At 69.2% G+C, this 15,865-nt stretch carries 18 protein-coding genes and 1 pseudogene; 6 read left to right on the top strand and 13 right to left on the bottom strand.

Annotated features, from left to right (window positions below; translation table 11 throughout):
* Window positions 1-118 precede the first annotated feature (118 nt).
* The 5 genes from QP939_RS03910 to QP939_RS03890 form a co-directional block, all read right to left on the bottom strand.
* The gene (locus tag QP939_RS03910) at window positions 119-274 is read right to left on the bottom strand and encodes a DUF6307 family protein (protein WP_285455139.1); all 156 of its coding nucleotides are present in this window, start codon (window positions 272-274) and stop codon (window positions 119-121) included.
* Between the two features lie 82 nt (window positions 275-356).
* Window positions 357-833, bottom strand: a complete 477-nt coding sequence (locus QP939_RS03905; RefSeq protein ID WP_285455138.1) for a DUF5994 family protein — start codon at window positions 831-833, stop codon at window positions 357-359.
* Window positions 834-1,300: 467 nt separating this feature from the next.
* Window positions 1,301-1,630, bottom strand: coding sequence for a LapA family protein (locus QP939_RS03900; RefSeq protein WP_285455137.1), 330 nt, complete (start codon window positions 1,628-1,630; stop codon window positions 1,301-1,303).
* Window positions 1,631-1,899: 269 nt separating this feature from the next.
* Window positions 1,900-3,119 (bottom strand): IS3 family transposase gene (locus tag QP939_RS03895; RefSeq protein ID WP_434219583.1). Its coding sequence is split into 2 segments (ribosomal slippage): window positions 1,900-2,837 and window positions 2,837-3,119, totalling 1,221 coding nucleotides; the frame shifts between segments, so codons are not numbered across the junction.
* A gap of 21 nt (window positions 3,120-3,140) precedes the next feature.
* A complete protein-coding gene (locus QP939_RS03890) occupies window positions 3,141-4,004 on the bottom strand; it encodes a DMT family protein (RefSeq protein ID WP_285455136.1) in 864 nt (287 codons plus the stop codon).
* Between the two features lie 254 nt (window positions 4,005-4,258).
* Here QP939_RS03890 and QP939_RS03885 point away from each other — a divergent pair, with 254 nt between their 5' ends.
* Window positions 4,259-5,383 (top strand): IS701 family transposase, encoded by a 1,125-nt coding sequence (locus QP939_RS03885; RefSeq protein WP_434219669.1) that lies wholly within the window; start codon window positions 4,259-4,261, stop codon window positions 5,381-5,383.
* Window positions 5,384-5,637: 254 nt separating this feature from the next.
* On the opposite strand, the gene QP939_RS03880 is transcribed toward QP939_RS03885, so the two are convergent.
* Window positions 5,638-6,444 (bottom strand): MATE family efflux transporter, encoded by an 807-nt coding sequence (locus QP939_RS03880; RefSeq protein WP_285455135.1) that lies wholly within the window; start codon window positions 6,442-6,444, stop codon window positions 5,638-5,640.
* 6 nt (window positions 6,445-6,450) lie between these two features.
* The gene (locus QP939_RS03875; RefSeq protein WP_285455134.1) at window positions 6,451-7,833 is read right to left on the bottom strand and encodes a tyrosine-type recombinase/integrase; all 1,383 of its coding nucleotides are present in this window, start codon (window positions 7,831-7,833) and stop codon (window positions 6,451-6,453) included.
* A gap of 690 nt (window positions 7,834-8,523) precedes the next feature.
* On the opposite strand from QP939_RS03875, the pseudogene QP939_RS51765 reads away from it, so the two are divergent.
* Both QP939_RS51765 and QP939_RS03865 read left to right on the top strand, forming a co-directional pair.
* A pseudogene (locus tag QP939_RS51765) lies at window positions 8,524-8,739 on the top strand (HAMP domain-containing protein); the annotation flags it as partial.
* A 136-nt stretch (window positions 8,740-8,875) separates the two neighbouring features.
* Window positions 8,876-9,400: a sensor histidine kinase gene (locus QP939_RS03865; RefSeq protein ID WP_285455132.1), complete on the top strand. Its 525-nt coding sequence runs from the start codon at window positions 8,876-8,878 to the stop codon at window positions 9,398-9,400.
* A 78-nt stretch (window positions 9,401-9,478) separates the two neighbouring features.
* On the opposite strand, the gene QP939_RS03860 is transcribed toward QP939_RS03865, so the two are convergent.
* From QP939_RS03860 to QP939_RS03850, 3 genes are all read right to left on the bottom strand, one after another.
* On the bottom strand, window positions 9,479-10,528 hold the full coding sequence (locus tag QP939_RS03860; RefSeq protein WP_285455131.1) for a fatty acid desaturase family protein: 1,050 nt from the start codon (window positions 10,526-10,528) through the stop codon (window positions 9,479-9,481).
* A 108-nt stretch (window positions 10,529-10,636) separates the two neighbouring features.
* The gene (locus tag QP939_RS03855) at window positions 10,637-11,071 is read right to left on the bottom strand and encodes a hypothetical protein (protein WP_285455130.1); all 435 of its coding nucleotides are present in this window, start codon (window positions 11,069-11,071) and stop codon (window positions 10,637-10,639) included.
* Window positions 11,072-11,133: 62 nt separating this feature from the next.
* Window positions 11,134-11,844 carry an STAS domain-containing protein gene (locus QP939_RS03850; protein WP_285455129.1) on the bottom strand — a complete coding sequence of 237 codons (711 nt, stop codon included), beginning with the start codon at window positions 11,842-11,844 and terminating at the stop codon, window positions 11,134-11,136.
* Between the two features lie 278 nt (window positions 11,845-12,122).
* Between QP939_RS03850 and QP939_RS03845 the strand changes: the two genes are divergently transcribed.
* Both QP939_RS03845 and QP939_RS03840 read left to right on the top strand, forming a co-directional pair.
* Entirely contained in the window at window positions 12,123-13,298 is a 1,176-nt protein-coding gene (locus QP939_RS03845; protein ID WP_285455128.1) for a carboxylate-amine ligase, read from the top strand.
* 178 nt (window positions 13,299-13,476) lie between these two features.
* The gene (locus QP939_RS03840; protein ID WP_285455127.1) at window positions 13,477-13,797 is read left to right on the top strand and encodes a hypothetical protein; all 321 of its coding nucleotides are present in this window, start codon (window positions 13,477-13,479) and stop codon (window positions 13,795-13,797) included.
* Between the two features lie 35 nt (window positions 13,798-13,832).
* Here QP939_RS03840 and QP939_RS03835 read toward each other — a convergent pair whose 3' ends face one another.
* Window positions 13,833-14,294: a DUF5994 family protein gene (locus QP939_RS03835; protein WP_285455125.1), complete on the bottom strand. Its 462-nt coding sequence runs from the start codon at window positions 14,292-14,294 to the stop codon at window positions 13,833-13,835.
* A 75-nt stretch (window positions 14,295-14,369) separates the two neighbouring features.
* Entirely contained in the window at window positions 14,370-14,585 is a 216-nt protein-coding gene (locus QP939_RS03830; protein ID WP_285455124.1) for an RGCVC family protein, read from the bottom strand.
* A 280-nt stretch (window positions 14,586-14,865) separates the two neighbouring features.
* Here QP939_RS03830 and QP939_RS03825 point away from each other — a divergent pair, with 280 nt between their 5' ends.
* On the top strand, window positions 14,866-15,177 hold the full coding sequence (locus QP939_RS03825; protein ID WP_206797667.1) for a hypothetical protein: 312 nt from the start codon (window positions 14,866-14,868) through the stop codon (window positions 15,175-15,177).
* 164 nt (window positions 15,178-15,341) lie between these two features.
* Here the strand turns inward: QP939_RS03825 and QP939_RS03820 are convergent, their stop codons facing one another.
* Window positions 15,342-15,695 carry an HPF/RaiA family ribosome-associated protein gene (locus QP939_RS03820; RefSeq protein WP_285455123.1) on the bottom strand — a complete coding sequence of 118 codons (354 nt, stop codon included), beginning with the start codon at window positions 15,693-15,695 and terminating at the stop codon, window positions 15,342-15,344.
* Between the last annotated feature and the right edge of the window lie 170 nt (window positions 15,696-15,865).

Raw genomic sequence — 15,865 nt, 5'->3', positions numbered from 1 at the left:
CCTATAGTCCGACTCGATCGGGTCAGTTGGGTTTCCGGCCGGGTAGTGATGCGATCCAGTGCGGCTGTTCTTCTGAATTCGCGCATTTGGCATCAACCCGAGACGTGGACTGGGAGGCTCAGCGCACTTTCTCCGGGATGTGGTCTAGGGCATCCAACACATGCACCGCGAGTTCGTGCGCGGCGTGGTCGCCCAGCGTCGAGTGGTTGGCCAGAGTGTCCTGTACGAGCTTGACCCGTAGGTCGTAGACGGAAACATATTCAACAGTGGTCATCGGGTACTCCTGACAATGTCTGGATCGGAACTCGGGTGCCAGTGGGAGTTGTTCGCTCGGACAGCTCCGGCAGCCGGGATCGTTAGGTACGCTGCGGCACCAGGCCGCCGTCGACCTCCCAACGCTGCACCGCGGGGTCGTCGGGCAGGTCGCGGTCCGCCGGAACCGGCGCGGTCACGGCGGTGGGCGCAAGCAACTCGTCGATGCTGTCGACGTTGTCCCGCCCGGCCGCGGTCATCAGGATGTGATGGGCGGTCGCCGGGTCGGTTTCCGGTGGCAGGACCAGCAGGGTCAGCCGCGTCCCGGTCGGGCCGATCACGTCGATGGCGTGCGGGTGCTGGGCGTGGAATCCACCCAACCGCACGCGGTGACCGTCGATGTTGAGGCGGCGGTCGGCGGGGTTCCAGGTGGTGAGGTTGTAGCTGACCCGGCCGACGCGACCCAGCCGAATAGCCAGCACCGCGAGCAGCGCCGGCAGTTCGGTGGACAGGTCCCGCGAGCGGGGCCACCACGCTCCGTCGACGTGCCCCGTGGTGGGCGCCTTCGGCTTCAACTTCAAGCGGAGCGTCTGCCGAGGCGGCTCGGCGGCCAAGGTGACCGGTGGGGTGGCGATGAGAAGGTGTGGGCCCGACGTCATGTCGGCGCTCCCGTCTCCGGCCGAAACTACGGCCGGTCTGGGTGGATCATCGAGTACGACGGGGGCTTGACCGCTCCCGTGCGAGATGTTCTCGACAACTCGATTCTACCCTGTGGCGAACGTGACTGGGCGATTTCGATCCGAGCTGTGCCTGAGAATACCCCATGAATAATCCGCACCATTGGATAATGGCCGCCGTTAATTCTGCCACACGCCACCTGTCTCTGTGGCTGATCACATTGGCCGCTATTCGGTTCGGATACGTCTCGCGAAATCTGCGGAGCCGCCGCGTGGGTCGCGGCCCGTCGCCGCGGTCTGATCTACTCGTCCACCGCCGTCGAATATCCGAGCCACCCCCCGATCGAGCAGAGGTGTCACCCATTCGGTGGTCAGGTGCGGTTCTTGCGGACCAGGCGGCGCAGCTGGGTGATGCGGGCGGTCCCGAGGACGAGAGTGAGCAGCACGGAGCCGACAGCGGCGATCAGCAATGCGACAGCCAGCGGGGTGCTCGTGGTCATCCACAGGAACGAGATCTCGGTGCTGTGGGTGTTCTGCACCAGGAAGACGATCAACAGGACGGCAAGAAGGGCCGCGGCGATGAGGGCCGCCCAAGCGGCTCCGGTGCGGGTGCGGGGCACTCGTCCGGGTGATCCGGCCACCGACTGGGCCGCCTGCGGTGGAGTGGCCTGCCCGGCCGGCGCCGACATGTCGGCATCCATGGGCTGGGGCTGGCCGTCGCCTTCACGGCGAGTGCGATGGAGGAGGGACATACATACCACTACTTCCACGTGGGCCGGAGGGGCTGGCACCTCGGGAGTGGGATGTCGTCGCGACCGGGTATGTGGCCAGCCTACGCCCTGCAGGGTGATCGGCGCGATAGGCCGGGTGGGGTGACCAGTGCGGCTCGCTGTTCAGGCAACCATGTGGTCATGTCCCGGTGTGGTAATCTGGACCGCCCCGGTGATGTTGGAGGCCGGTTGAGTTGGTTCTAGACCACTGCGCCAGACTCAGTGGCCGTGGCGCGGAACGTCTCCTCGTACTCAGCCGGAGGGGTGTTCCCGCAGAAAGAATGTAGCCGTTCCCTGTTGTACCAGGCAACCCATTCCATGGTGGCCAGCGTCACGTCCGTGGTGTTCTCCCAGTCGCCTCGGTAGTCGATGAGCTCCTTCTTGTAGAGACTGTTGAGCGATTCGGCTGCGGCATTGTCATAGGAATCTCCTGTGCTGCCCACCGAACGCGCCGCGCCGATCTGATCAAGCCGCTCGGCGTAGCGAATGGAGGTATATTGAACGCCTCTATCGGAATGGTGAACAAGACCGTCAATACCGCCTCCGGAACTGCCTCCACGTGCCCAGATTGCCATCTCCAGAGCGTCGAGCGCGAGGTCGGCACCCAGGTGATCGGCGACCTGCCAGCCGAGGATCCGCCGGGAGTACAGGTCCTGGACGAACGCGGTGTACGCCCAGCCGGCCGCGGTGGCGACGTAGGTGATGTCGGCGACCCACCGCTGGTCCGGCGCGTCCGCGGTGAAGTCACGTTCAAGCAGGTCACCTGGCCTGTCCGCAGCCGGGATGGTGGTCCGTGGCCGCTTACGGGGCGCAGTCACCCCGCTGATACCCAGCTCGCGCATCAGCCGCTCGACCGTGCACCGCGCCACCTCGACACCGTCCCGACCGAGCTGGCGCCATACCTTCCGTGCCCCGTACAGGCCACGCCCCGGCCCATGCCACACCCGCAGAATCTCCTTCTTCAGCCATTCGTCCCGGACCGCGCGAGCAGACGGGGCCGACTCCCGTTTCTTCGCCGCCCAATACGTCGACGGCGACACCTCCAGCACGGCACAGATCGGCTCGACACCGAACTGATCCCGGTGGGTATCGATGAACTCGACTAGCGCGGCGGTTTCGGGTCGAGTTCCCGGGCGAAAAACGCCGACGCGGCCTTCAGGATCTCGTTCGCCCGTCGCAGTTCACGATTCTCCCGCTCCAGCTCAGCGATCCGCTGGATATCACTTGTCGACGTACCGGGCCGCTTCCCACCATCGACCTCGGCCTGCCGCACCCAGGTCCGCAACGCCTCCCGATGCACACCAAGCTGGTCAGCGACCCGAGCGATCACACCCGTCCGCTCGCCCTGCTCACGTAGCTCAAAGACCATCCGGACCGCACGTTCCCGCAGCTCAGACGAGTATTTCCTCGGTGGTGCCATAGCTCCTCACCTTTCCAGGTATCAGAGCCTCCAACCAACCCGGGGCGGTCCAATCGATCTCTTCTGACGGGCGCGGGATGCATAGTGCGCGACGCCGACCGCCGCGGCGATCGCTAGGACGAATCCCACGGTCGCCGCAGCGCCGAAACCAGCGCGCACCCGGTCACCCAGGTAGGCCAGCCCGACGAACGAGGCCAGCGCCGTCTTGGTAGTGAGCATGATCGCGGTGACCGCCGTAGGGCCACCCTTCTGCAAGGCCATCGCGAACACCACCGCACCCACGAGCGCGTTGACCACGATGGCCCACACCGACGGCTCCAGCACCAGCCGCCACGACAAGTCCGGAATGGTCAGTGACCGGGCCGAGATACCGACGACACAGAACGCCAACCCGGCGCTGAACGCCAACGCCGAAGCCGCCCAGAAGCCGCCGCGACGCCGCGCGCAGAAGGCGATCACCGCCACTGGCACCACCATGCCCAGCAAGATCCACCGCCATTCCAGGTGCAGCGTCCGGGCCGGGCCCGGATCGGCGGACACGCCCAGCAGGATCAACCCCACCGCGCCGATACCCACCATGCCCCAGCCCGCCGCAGCCAACCGTGCGCCCAGGAACGCCGCGATCGTGGCCGTCACCCCGATGCTGAACGCCAGCAGCGACTGGACCAGGAACAACGGCAGCCAGTGCAACGCCGCAGCCGCACACACGAATCCCACCAGGTCCACGCCCAGACCGAGGAAGTAAACATACTGGTGTCGCAGGCGGACCAGATCCAGCGACGCGCCGCCGTACGCGCCGACACGTCGGATACCGAGCGACTGCAGGATCGAACCACCGCCCGACGCCGCAGCGGCCAGAACAGCGAAAACGTACCCAAGGGCCACCCACCCAGTGTGGCAGCCGTGCGCGCCCTGTCCGGCCGGCTGCGGTTCGCAGTGATGCAGCCTTCTCGGTCGGATAGCCCACGGCCGACGACTCCGACCTCAGCACGGTTCAGTCATGCTCTGCAACGTTTGCGAACTGTTCGACATGTTCGCGACCAGGCGGTTAGTACTGCAACGACACTTCGTGATGGATTGATCCGCGTGTCGGTTAGGCTCTGGTTCGTTGGTCGTGTAGTTGATCTTGTGTGCTGGAGATGGTGACGGACTGGTCGGCGCGTTTCGCTGCGTTCGCGGGGCGGTTCGCGACGCGGTTTTCCCGGGTGGAGCCCCGGCGGCAAATGGTGTCCTACCTGCGGGGCCTGCTGGCGGAAGCCGAGCGCAAGAACGGCTGGACCCTGGCCGAGATGGCGGGCGAGGCGGGTCCGCAGGGCATGCAGCGGCTGCTGAACTTCTACGCCTGGGACGCCGAGGGCATGCGTGATGACGTGCGTGATGCGGTGGTCGACGTGCTCGGGGACGCCGAACGCGGCGTGTTGATCGCCGATGAGACCGGATTCGTGAAGAAGGGCACGAAATCCGCCGGCGTGGCGCGCCAGTATTCGGGCACGGCCGGGCGAGTCGAGAATTCGCAGATCGGCGTGTTCTTGGCGTACGCCTCGGATCGGGGACGAGCTTTGATCGATCGCGAGTTGTACCTGCCGAAAGAGTGGATCGCGGATCGGGGCCGGTGCGCTGCGGCCGGCATTCCCGACGACGTCGGATTCGCGACCAAGCCCGAGTTGGCACAACTGATGGTGGAACGCGCGCTCGCCGCGAGAATCCCGTTTGCGTGGTTCACCGCTGATGAAGCCTACGGGCAGGTCGGGCGGCTGCGGCTCTGGCTGGAAGAACACGATATCGCACATGTACTCGCCGTACCCAAGTCCCAAATGGTGATTTCCATGGATCTGCGGCAACGACGCGCCCGCGCCGTCATCGCGGAGGTCGAACCGGCCGCCTGGCAACGTCTGTCCTGCGGCGATGGAGCGCACGGGCAACGGATCTACGATTGGGCGGTGGTCGACATCCGGCCTCTACGCCGACAAGAAGTCGGCCACTGGCTGCTGGCCCGCCGCTCTGTCAGCGATCCCACCGATATCGCCTATTACATTTGCTTCGGCCCCGCCGGCACCGACATCCGCGAACTGGTGCGCGTCGCCGGAAGCCGCTGGGCAATCGAAGAAAGTTTCCAAACCGCGAAAAACGAAACAGGACTCGACCACTACCAGGTCCGCCGATACGAAGCATGGTATCGGCATATCACCCTCTCCATGGCGGCAGCGGCGTTTCTCGTCCTCACTCGAGACGCCGCGAAAAAAGGGGATCCACACCCGGCCTGATACCGCTCACCTCCAACGAAATTCGCAGACTGCTCAACCGCGTCACCGCACCGATCCGCCGCACAAGCCAGCATGCGATGCACTGGTCACGATGGCGACGAGCCAGCCAAGCCCGGGCGCGTGCCAGCCACTACCGACGACGCGGCCATCACGAAGTGTCGTTGCAGTATTAGGTGTGACGTCGGGCGAGTTTGATCGAGATCGTTTTGGTGGCGTAGCAGGCACGCCCCCGCCGACGTGCGTCGGCGTCCACCTCACGCCGCCAGGGTCGATGAGGCGCCTTGCGACTCGCCCGTGGCATCCACATCAATCTGATCGCGTTGGGCTTGGTACTCCTCGCGAACGGCCTTGACGAGACGTCGCGCCCGAGTCGCGCCAATCCCGAGCCGGACTCGAAGCGTGTCCGCCGAGATCGGTTTCTGGTGAGCAGCGCGGTGAGCGGCGTCCTCCTGCCTCGCCTGCTCTAGGAGCCGCTCCGGTGTGCGCCGCTGAGGTCCCTTTCGGCGACTCTGCGGCGGTTGATCAACCGCCGCAACTTGCGGCCGAACTGGTTCATCCGCGTCGATCGAAGCCTCCGAATGTGCCCGCCCGATGCACGGCGCCTCCAGGTCGCGGGTCTGGACGCAGGACGCGCTGATCGCCTGCAAGAAACCAGGGCCGACTTCGGCCCAACCGATCAGGAGCAGGGGGCCCACGGCGTCGAACGCTGCCTTGCCAAACTCGCCTGCGACGAGCGGGGCGGCCACGTTCAGTGCGAGGGTCACCACGCTGGCAAAGATCAGTAGTCGGCGAGCTGGACGGAGCACATCCGCGGATGCTCCGGCGAGTGCCAGGTGCCGGGTCCCTAGCAGCAGCCCGAGGATCGAGAGATCAACCGCAGGGGCAACGAGCGGGGCGACCCAGGCGGGCACACCGAGCCGGAGGGCAAGGTTGAGGACGTTACCGAAGCCGAACAGGAACGTCAGCCCGACGACAATCCCCATGATCACGGTGACGGCCCGGACGACCGCAGCCTGGTCAGCAGCCGGCCGAGTCGACACGCCGAGTTCAGCGCTGGTCATCAGGCATCACCGCCAGTGCGATTGACCTGCGCAATCTGTGAGGGGAGGCGTCGGATACCCACCGGGCGGATTGCGATCTCCGGGCCCTCGACGAGCACCGAAGAGTTCGGGTTGTGCCACGTTAGGCCCACATCGTAAGGAACCCCTTCGTTTCAGCCTTTCCGGCTGGTCGGAGGGGTTTTCTGCATCCCCGGTTCGATCTTCGGTGATCGGCTTACGGCCTGATCTTGTGCTCCTGGTGGGGCAAAACTGGAGCACTGCCCCAGCCCCGACACGGCACCCGCCCGGTGTTTTCGCTGCTCGTCGGCTCGGCCGGTGGGTGACCCCCATCGTGGCGAAGAGGGGGACAACCGCCGCCATCCGCCCGCTGTCGACCACACTCGGTGACGGCGTCGGCGGTAGCGGGGCCACCGCGTGCCAGCGCCGTTCGAGGTCCTCCAGTAGCCGCTGCTCGACCTCCGGCGCAACGTGGGAGTAGGTCTCGATGACCCGGTTGTCCAAGTGGTGCCCGAGCCGGCGGGCCTGGGCGATCTCCGGCGCGCCGCCGGAGATCAGCCACGTCTTGTGGCTGTGCCGCAACCCGTGGAATGTCAACCCCGGCCGCACCGCCGCGCAGCCCGCCTTGGTCCCGGACGCCTCGCTGCCGTCGACCGCCGGGCGAAAGACGCGCCGCAGGAACGTCGAGCGCCACAACCACGTCCCGCTCGGCGTCGTGAACACGAACTCATACCGGTGCCGCGCAAGGTGCTCCCGCAGCAGCGCGACCAGGAACGGCGGCAGCGCGATCCTCCGCGCCGAAGCTCGGGTCTTCGGCGGCCCGAGCCACCGCATCGACCCCGACTCGTGCAACGCCCCCACCAGCGGATCGATCACGATCACACCCCGCCGGAGATCGACATTGTCCCGGTGCAAGCCGGCCAGCTCACCCCACCGGCAACCGGTCCACGCCGCGGTGATCACCAGCAGCCACGCGATCGGCCCACCGAGCACACCGGCCTGCTCGGCGATCCGCACCACCTGCTCCGGCGTCGCCCACACCCGCTCCGGCACCGCCCGTCGCGACCGCCGGCCGCGACGCCTCCGCCGGTGTACCGGGTTGAACGGGATCAGCCGCTCGTCGGCCGCATCAGTCAGAAGCATCGACAGCAGGTTCAGTTGCGAGCTCACCGTCGACGGGGCGAATCCTGCCCGCTCCAGCTCCCGAGCCCACTCGGCCACCCCCAGCGCCGTAATCGCACCCACCGGCATACCCCCGAACTTCGGGAGGATGTGACACCGCAACCGGCTGCGGTAGCTCTCGATCGTCCGCGGATCCAGATCCAGCGACCGGAACCACCGCGCCACCCACTCCTCCACCGTGACCGCGCTGTCGGCCGGATCGATCCACACTCGCCGACGCCGATCCACCTCCAACCCAGCAGCGTAGGCCGCAGCGTCACGCCGCGAGCCGAAACCGGACACCGAGCGAACACCGCACCCCTGCCGCCGATACCTCACCCGCCACGACCTGCTGCCACACTGCTCCACCCACGCCACAACGACCTCCCGCACCAAGCTGCGAACAACGAAGCGTCGTTCCGCAACAGGTGTAGTTCCCCAGCGCAGACAACTCCAACGGCCACTCCTCACGAGGATGCAGGCGCCGACCGCTATCCAGGAAGCACCAGCCGAACCCGGTCCTGCTGCCCAGTTTTAGGCAGCTGATGACGGACGCTTCTGCGCATTCCGCTTAGGCATCGCCGGACACGCTTGGGTAACACGGTGCCCACGAACGCCGACTGCCAGGTATCGGGCGAAGGCGGCTACCGGATCGGACCACCGTGACCAGCCGGTCCTTGCGAGCCAGGCTCACGCTCGTCTACACCGCCGGCATCTACCTGGCGGGGGTCGTCGTCCTCGCCGTCGTCACGCTGCCCTTCATCGGCATCCAGTCGACCGCACCCGGCCCCGCCTCCACGCCCACGGCGCCGGCCGCGATCACCGGAACCGGCCAGGGAATCGGCCCCACACCAGCTCCTCACCGGATCCGCCGTCGCGCTCGTCGTACTCGCCCCCGTCGCCTTCGCCGGCGGCTGGTTCATCGCCGGCCGGTTCCTCCGGCCACTGCGGGCCATCACCACCGCCGCCAGGGCCATCTACGCCGGCAACCTCGACCAGCGCCTCGACCTCGGCGAGCCCGTCGACGAGCTGACCGAACTGGGCCACATCCTCGACGACCTCTTCGCCCGGCTGCAAGCCTCCTTCACCGCCCAACGGCACTTCGTCGCCAACGCCTCCCACGAGCTGCGAACACCCCTAGCAGGCCTACGGACCCTGCTGGAAGTCGCGCTCGGCGACCCCGATGCCGACACCCGGCACCCTCCGTACGGCCTGTCAGGAAGCTCTGGCCCTCGGCGGGCTCCAGGAACCGCTTGTCACTTCGCTGCTCGCCTTGGCCACCAGCGAACGCGGGGTCACTCACCGGCAACCGGTCGACCTCGCTCACGTCGCCACCGGAATCCTGCGCTCCCGCCGCGACCAGGCCGCCGAGAAAGGCATCGACATCGCCGAACACCTCACCCCCGCAGTGACAACCGGCGACCCGAGACTGATCGAAAGCCTCATCGCCGACCTCGTCGACAACGCCATCCGCCACAACCACCCGGCGGGCCGGGTGGTTGTCACAACCGAAGTTTCACGGCTGGGCGCGGCTATCACGGTCACCAACAGCGGCCCCGACATACCCGAAGACCAGCTCCATCGGCTGTTCCAGCCCTTCCAGCGGCTCTCAGCCGACCGCAACGACCACCACAGCGGCCACGGTCTCGGCCTCGCCATCGTCAACGCCGTGGCCGAAGCCCACCACGCCACCCTCACCACGATCGCACGCCCCCAGGGCGGCTTGACCGTCACCGTCCACTTCGTACCGTTACCTGAGCGTGCCTCGCCGCAGGATGCGCCCGGGGTCATGCGTTGACCGCACGTTGGTTCGGAAGGGAGGGTCCCAAGATCACGGGATAGACCCGCAAATCGCGGCGCGGGCCCTCCCCAAGGGCTAGCGGGCAGGTGCGCCCGCCACGCGGAGTGGTGCGCTCACCTCGTGCAAGTGCTGCAGGACGTAGTAGTAGGTCTTCAGCAGCCCGCACTGGGCGTAGTCGATCCCGTGCTCGGCGCAGAACGCGCGCACCAGGGGCTGCGCGCGGCGCAGGTTGGCCCGCGGCATGCTCGGGAACAGGTGGTGCTCGATCTGGTGGTTCAGCCCCCCGAGCGTGAAGTCCACCCACCGGCGGCCACGGACGTTGCGGCTGCTCAGCACCTGCTTGCGCAGGAAGTCGAGCTCGGTCTTGTCCGTGTAGGTGGGCATGCCCTTGTGCCCCGGTGCGAACGAACAGCCCATGTACACCCCCCACAGCCCCTGGTGCACGGCGATGAACGCCAAGGCGACCGGCGGGGACAACACCACGAACACCGCCCCCAGGTACACCACGACGTGCGCGGACAGCAGCACCGCTTCGAGCCACCGGGTCTTGACCTCCCCGCGCCACACCGCCTGGATGCCCGCCCAGTGCAGGCTCAGGCCTTCCAGCAGCAGCAACGGGAAGAACAACGCCGCCTGGTGCTTCGACGTCCAGCGCACGAACCCGCTCTTGTGCGCCGTCTGCCCGCGGGTGAAGGCCAGCAAGGGGATGTCGATGTCGGGATCGTCGCCCTCGTGGTTGGGGTTGGCGTGGTGGCGGGAGTGCTTGCCCATCCACCAGCCGTAGCTCATGCCGACGATCCCGCCGAACGCGTAACCGGCGCGGTCGTTGGCCCGCCCGGTGCGGAAGACCTGGTTGTGCCCGGCGTCGTGACCGAGGAACGCGACCTGCGCGAACATCACCGCGAAGAACACCGCTGTGAGCAGCTGCCACCACGAATCGCCCAGCAGCACGAACGCCGCACAGCCGCCGGCGAGCGCCAGCAGGGTCAGGCTGATCTTCACCGCGTAGTAGCCGTAGCGCCGGTCAAGCAGGCCTTCATGCCGCACGAGGCGGCCGAGAGTGCCGAAGTCGTTGCGTGACGCCGCCCGGAGGCCGGCGCCCTCGCTCACCGAAGATACGTCCATGGGAGTCCTTCCCCGAGTCCTGCGGGCGCCGGGGACTGGGGCGGCCACTCGATACCGGATCCGGATTCCCGGCCGCGCCACTGATCAAACCAGGGCCGGACCGGCGTCTCAAGCGCTCGGGACGGACTTCCGGCCCCACTCGGTGATGGTGGCCAGCCCGGCGTTGAGCAGGCGCACGACCTGGGACCCGGACCAGCCCGTCTCCGCGGCGACCTCGGCGATCGGCCGGTGCTGGACCGCCACCGACCAGACGGTGAAGCGCTGGCGAGGGGGCAGGAGCACCAGTTCGTCCCGCGCCACGGCGTCGGCCAGGGCGTCGGCGAACACCGCCGGGTCACACCGACGGCTGCGGGCCCGCACGGCGGTCGCCACGGCGACCCGGCCACGCCGCGCCGCGGCCAGGCGGTGACCGGGGGAACCCGCCGCGCCGGCGGACGAGACCACCAGTTCGGGGACCAGGCGGGTGCACAGCCGAGCGGCGGCACCGGGCGACCGGCCGGTGCGGCGCGCGAGGAAGTACACCATCTCGAGGATGCGATCCACGTCGCCGACCTCGGCGCCGCGGACCCACGGAGGTTCGACGGGGTGATGGTCCGCCACTCCGGTCACCGGCCCGGCCCGGCTGGGACGCAGCAGGCGATACCCGCGGCCTCCAGCGCCTTCCTCAGGTCCTCGTCGGCGGTCAGGACCCGGATGCCACCCCGGTCCCGGCCGTCCCGGGTGAAGGCGGCCCGCACGCTGCCGACGACGTCCACGGCCGGGACCGTGCAGGCCGACACGTCGACCAGGACGACGCCGCGGCACAGTTCGGACACCTGCCGCAGTTCTTCCGTCAGCACCTCGGCCGCGCCGGCCCGCGCCCCGCCGGTGGCGGTGAACAGGATCGCGGCATCCGCGACGACCGTTCGCACGACCATCGGGGCGGCGCCGGCCACCGCGTCGTCCAGATGGCGGTGCACGGTCAGGAGCCGGTCCACCCCGGTGAGGTGGAGCGGCCGCCACGAGGCCCGTGAGCCGGCGACCACGGCGAAGCAGGCCCGATCACCGGTCAGCTGATGTGCCGCGAGGAGGACCGACAGGCCGGCGCAGGCGAGGAACGTGGTCGGAGTGAGGTCCACGACGAGCGCCGGTGGCCGTTGAGCGATGGCGTCGGCCAGCGATTCACTCAGGGCGGGGGTCGTGGACAGGTCGACTTCGCCGGCCGCGGTGAGCACGAGGACGTCTTCGCGGCGCATCGACGTGAGCCGCAGCAGCGACCGGGAAACAGAGGTACCCAAGCGTGGTCCGAGGCCATTGCCGAGTTCGGAATGGTTCACGATCAGCTCCTACGCTGACCTCCGCGGAACGGAACACGGCCAGCTGTCGATCGGTGATCGTCGCGAGCGCGTGGTCTCGGCCCTCCCGGCGCGGTACCCCACAGCGTAAGCCCTCACCGGCGTCTCGGCACGCCGGCGACCCGGCGGTCGCGCGCATGCCGTTCGCCCGGTACCCCGGAGAAGGGCCGAAAGCTGCCCGATCGGTGACCAGCGGCCCTTTCTCCGGCGGAGCCGGACCGGCGAGGCTGGGCATTCCGACCGACGGACGGAGCCGGGCCGTGGACGCGCGACTTTTGCCGCCGGAGGGTGACGCCCTCACCTTCGGCGTGGAGGAGGAATTCGTCCTCGCGGACCCCGTGACCGGCGCGGTGGCGCTCGCGGCGCCCCGCATCCTGGAACTGCTCGACGGTGAATCCGCGGTGATGCCGGAGTTCCTGCGCTTCCAGATCGAAACCGCCACCGGCATCCACACCGGCCTCGACGAGCTCCGGACGGAGCTGCTCGGTTTGCGCGGCCTCGTGGCCGGCGCGGCCGCCGACGCCGGGTGCCTGCTGCTGGCGTCCGGCACACCGCCGTGCGGCGACCTACCGGGCCTGCCCGCTGTCACCGCCGAACCGCGGTACCGCGCGCTGGCCGGCCGATTCCCCGCGCTCCTCCCGGAAGCGGGCACGTGCGCCTGCCACGTGCACGTCGGTATCTCCTCCCCGGCGCTCGGCGTCCGGGTCCTGGCCGGGCTGCGTCCTTGGCTTGCCCCGCTCCTCGCGATCAGCGCGAACTCACCTTTCGCCCACGACGTGGACTCCGGGTGGGCCAGCGGGCGGTACCCGCTGTGGTCGCTCTGGCCGACCGCGAAGCCCCCGCGGGACTGGCCGGACGCGGCCGCCTACGCCGCGACCATCGACGACGTGGTTCGCCGTGGTGATGCGTTGGACGACCAAGGCGTCTACTTCTACGCCCGGCTCTCCCCGAACCACCCGACGGTCGAGGTCCGCATCGCGGACGTCGGGCTGACCGCCGAGGACGCCGTGCTGCAGGCGGGACTGGTCCGCGCCCTGGCCGTCACGATCCTCGCGGAGGCCCGGGCGGGCGTCGCACCGCGGCCCGTCCGGGCTCCGCTGGTGGCCGCGTCGCTCACCGCCGCGGCCCGTGCGGGTTACCCCGGCCTCGGCATCGACCCCTTCACCGGCGAATTCCTCCCGCAGGAGGTACTCACCGACCGGCTCCTGGAGTACGTCCGGCCGGCCCTGCGGGCCACCGGGGACCTCGCGGCGATCGACCGGCAGCTCGCCGTGGTGCGGGCGGGCCGAACGGGCGCAGCGCGCCAACGCGCGCTGTTCGCGGGAGCCGGCTCGCCGGCCGCGTTCGTGGCGGAGCTGGCATCGGTGACCCTCGCCGGGGCAGCCGGGCCCGGCTCGCCGCCGGTGCGCCGCCCCGCCGCCGTCCACGACGGCTGATCGGCGCCGGCGACCGGTGCACGAACCGGAAACGCGGCTTCTCTCGGGTGACCCGTCCGGGGGATTCCCGGCCGGTGAACAGTGGACAACGCCTAGGCTGACCGGACCGCCCTGGACCTCGGCGTGCCCGTGGTTCCACGTAACCCGTGGAACCACTCCCACGGCCGAGGAGCAGCCGATGACCGCCGGGCAGCCGGGCCCCAGCGCGACGGCGGGCCCCGGCTTGCCCTTCCCGCCTCGGCGGCAGATCGCGTTCAGCGTCGGGAACTGGCGCGTCACCTACGCCGGGACGGATCCACACTCGCCGCGGACCGGCACCCTGGTCGGGCCGCCCGAGTTCGGCCCCGGGGGAGCCTGTGTCCCCGTCATCGCCGACGGCGGGGACACGGCCTCGGTGCGCTGGGTGGACGTCCAGGACGTCATCGCCGTGACCGCACCGCCGGCCGGGGAACCACCGGCTTCGCGATGTCCTCCGACAGGTGAGAGCCGGCATCCGTGACGCGGAACCGGCGCCCGCCGCGGCCGGTTCCTTCCTCAAGCCGGGCCGAGGATGCCGCTGGTGGTCAGGATCAGCACGGCGGAGCCGCTCGCGTCCGGCGCGGTGGCCGCTGCCAGCGCTCGCTTCGCCGCGGGGGCAGCGGTGTCGGGTGGCACCACCAGCAGGGTCAGCCGGCGGATGCGCGGTCCGATGACGACGATCGTGTACCGGTCCAGGCCGAAGAACCCCGCCAGCTCCACGAAACCGGATTCGAGCGCGAGCTTCCCGGGGGGCAGATCCCACATCGCCGGGTTGAAGCCGATCCGGTCCACCGGGCCCGAATCCACGGCGAGCGCGGTGACCAGGGCGCTGAATTCCGCCACCGGCTCTCGGGAGCGTGGCCACCAGGCGCCGTCGAAGCAGCCCTTGACCGCACCCGGCGTTTTCAGCCGCAGCCGCCGGTCGAGGGCCGGTGAGCCGACAACGGGACCCGCGGCGTCGTCCGGCGCAAAAGTCATGCCCGGCGCTCCTTCCGCGACGACGGCCGGACGAACCGGCCTGCGGGTTCCCCGAAGGCGTTCATGACGAGCCCTTCACTTCGCGACCCGCATCGCCGTGGTCGCCGCGGCGTCCGATGCACCAGTGCACACGCATCCGCGGTGGAACCCGCCCGCCTGCGTTGCCGTGCAGAACCGGCGCGCGATCACATCATGCGATTCCGGGGAATGGGGGCACACCGCGCAGGCGGTCGCGGCCGGATCGCCGATTTCCGCGGCGGCGGCGCCGGTTTCGAGATCGAGGGACGACATGCCGGATCTCCTTCTGCCGGTGCTGATCATCCGGGCGCGGGACCGATGAGCAGCCGGGACTCGCTCGAACTCCCGGCTTCGGACCCGGCTCCAGCGAACACGCCGAGGTCCGGGGCGATACCGCCACCTTACGCCCGTGCCGGCCTGACCACCGGCCGGAGAATCACTCGCCCGGGCGAACCACTCCCGGCGCTTCCCCGCCTAAACTGGATGACCGCGCCCCGGACCCCGGCGATCGATGACGTGCACCCCGAGTGCACCGTGAGCGAAGGCGGCGCCGGTGGACGACGAACAGACCGACCGGCCGTCGGTCGGGCACGCGTACCGCGACTGGCCCACCCGCCACGGCGGTGCCTACCCACCCGGCTGGCTCGTCCGCTACCGCAGCCGCGTGCGCCGGACCGGGTCGCCGTGCGCGGCCCCGGTGTGGTGCGAGAATTTCGGGACCGTCACCGGGCACAGCCTGCGCGACGAACACACCAGCACGACCTGGGTGCCCGTCCGCCCGCAGGGGGCTGCCGCCGATGCACCGGCCGGCCTGGTGCGAGCCACCGACATCCTCGACGCCCACCCACCGCGCTCCGGCGCTTGAGGCCGGAACCGGACCGTCGCCGGCGAGGGGCGCAGCCCCGTGGCGTGGCCGATCGAAGGAGACGGATGACCGCAACGGCAACGGTTTCCCGGGCTGCGCGGCCGGGCCGGTGACCCGGTTGCGAAGGTCCCCGGAGCGTGGCGCACCGAGCCCGCTGAGGACGGTCACGAGCCGGCGTGCCCGTCCTGGTGCCGGATGGAGTCCCCGCCCTTGCGGTGATCCGTCCGGCCGTACATGCTCTCGAGCACGCTCTCGAGTTTGTGCACCGCACCCCGGCACGCCTCGCCGACCGAACCCGCGTGATGGCTGACGGCCACCGTCCGCCGCCCGGCCGGCCGGGCTTCGAGCACGCAGCACCGGTCCTGCCCGTCGTCGGTGGTTTCCTCGCTGAAGTGGGCTTCCAGCCGCGTGATGTGGTCGCTGAACCGCGACAGCCTGGTGGCGAGCTCCACCTCGAAGTGCCGGATCAGCGCCTCGTCGCCGTGCACGGCCTGGTCCGTGCCGATCTGGATCAGCATGCGTGGTTGTCCCCTTCGACGGCCGGCCCGGATGAGCGCGAAGTGGCGTTCCGGTAGCCACCACCTTGCTCGTCCGGGCCACGACTGCCCAGGGTCACACGTCATCTGCCGGGGGGCCGAAGGAACCTTTCGCCGCGCACGAGGTGTGGATGACCAAGGTTTCGTGGAGC

The sequence above is a fragment of the Amycolatopsis nalaikhensis genome, assembly GCF_030264295.1.
Classification (GTDB): domain Bacteria; phylum Actinomycetota; class Actinomycetes; order Mycobacteriales; family Pseudonocardiaceae; genus Amycolatopsis; species Amycolatopsis nalaikhensis.
This window is presented reverse-complemented; position numbering and strand designations above follow the sequence as displayed.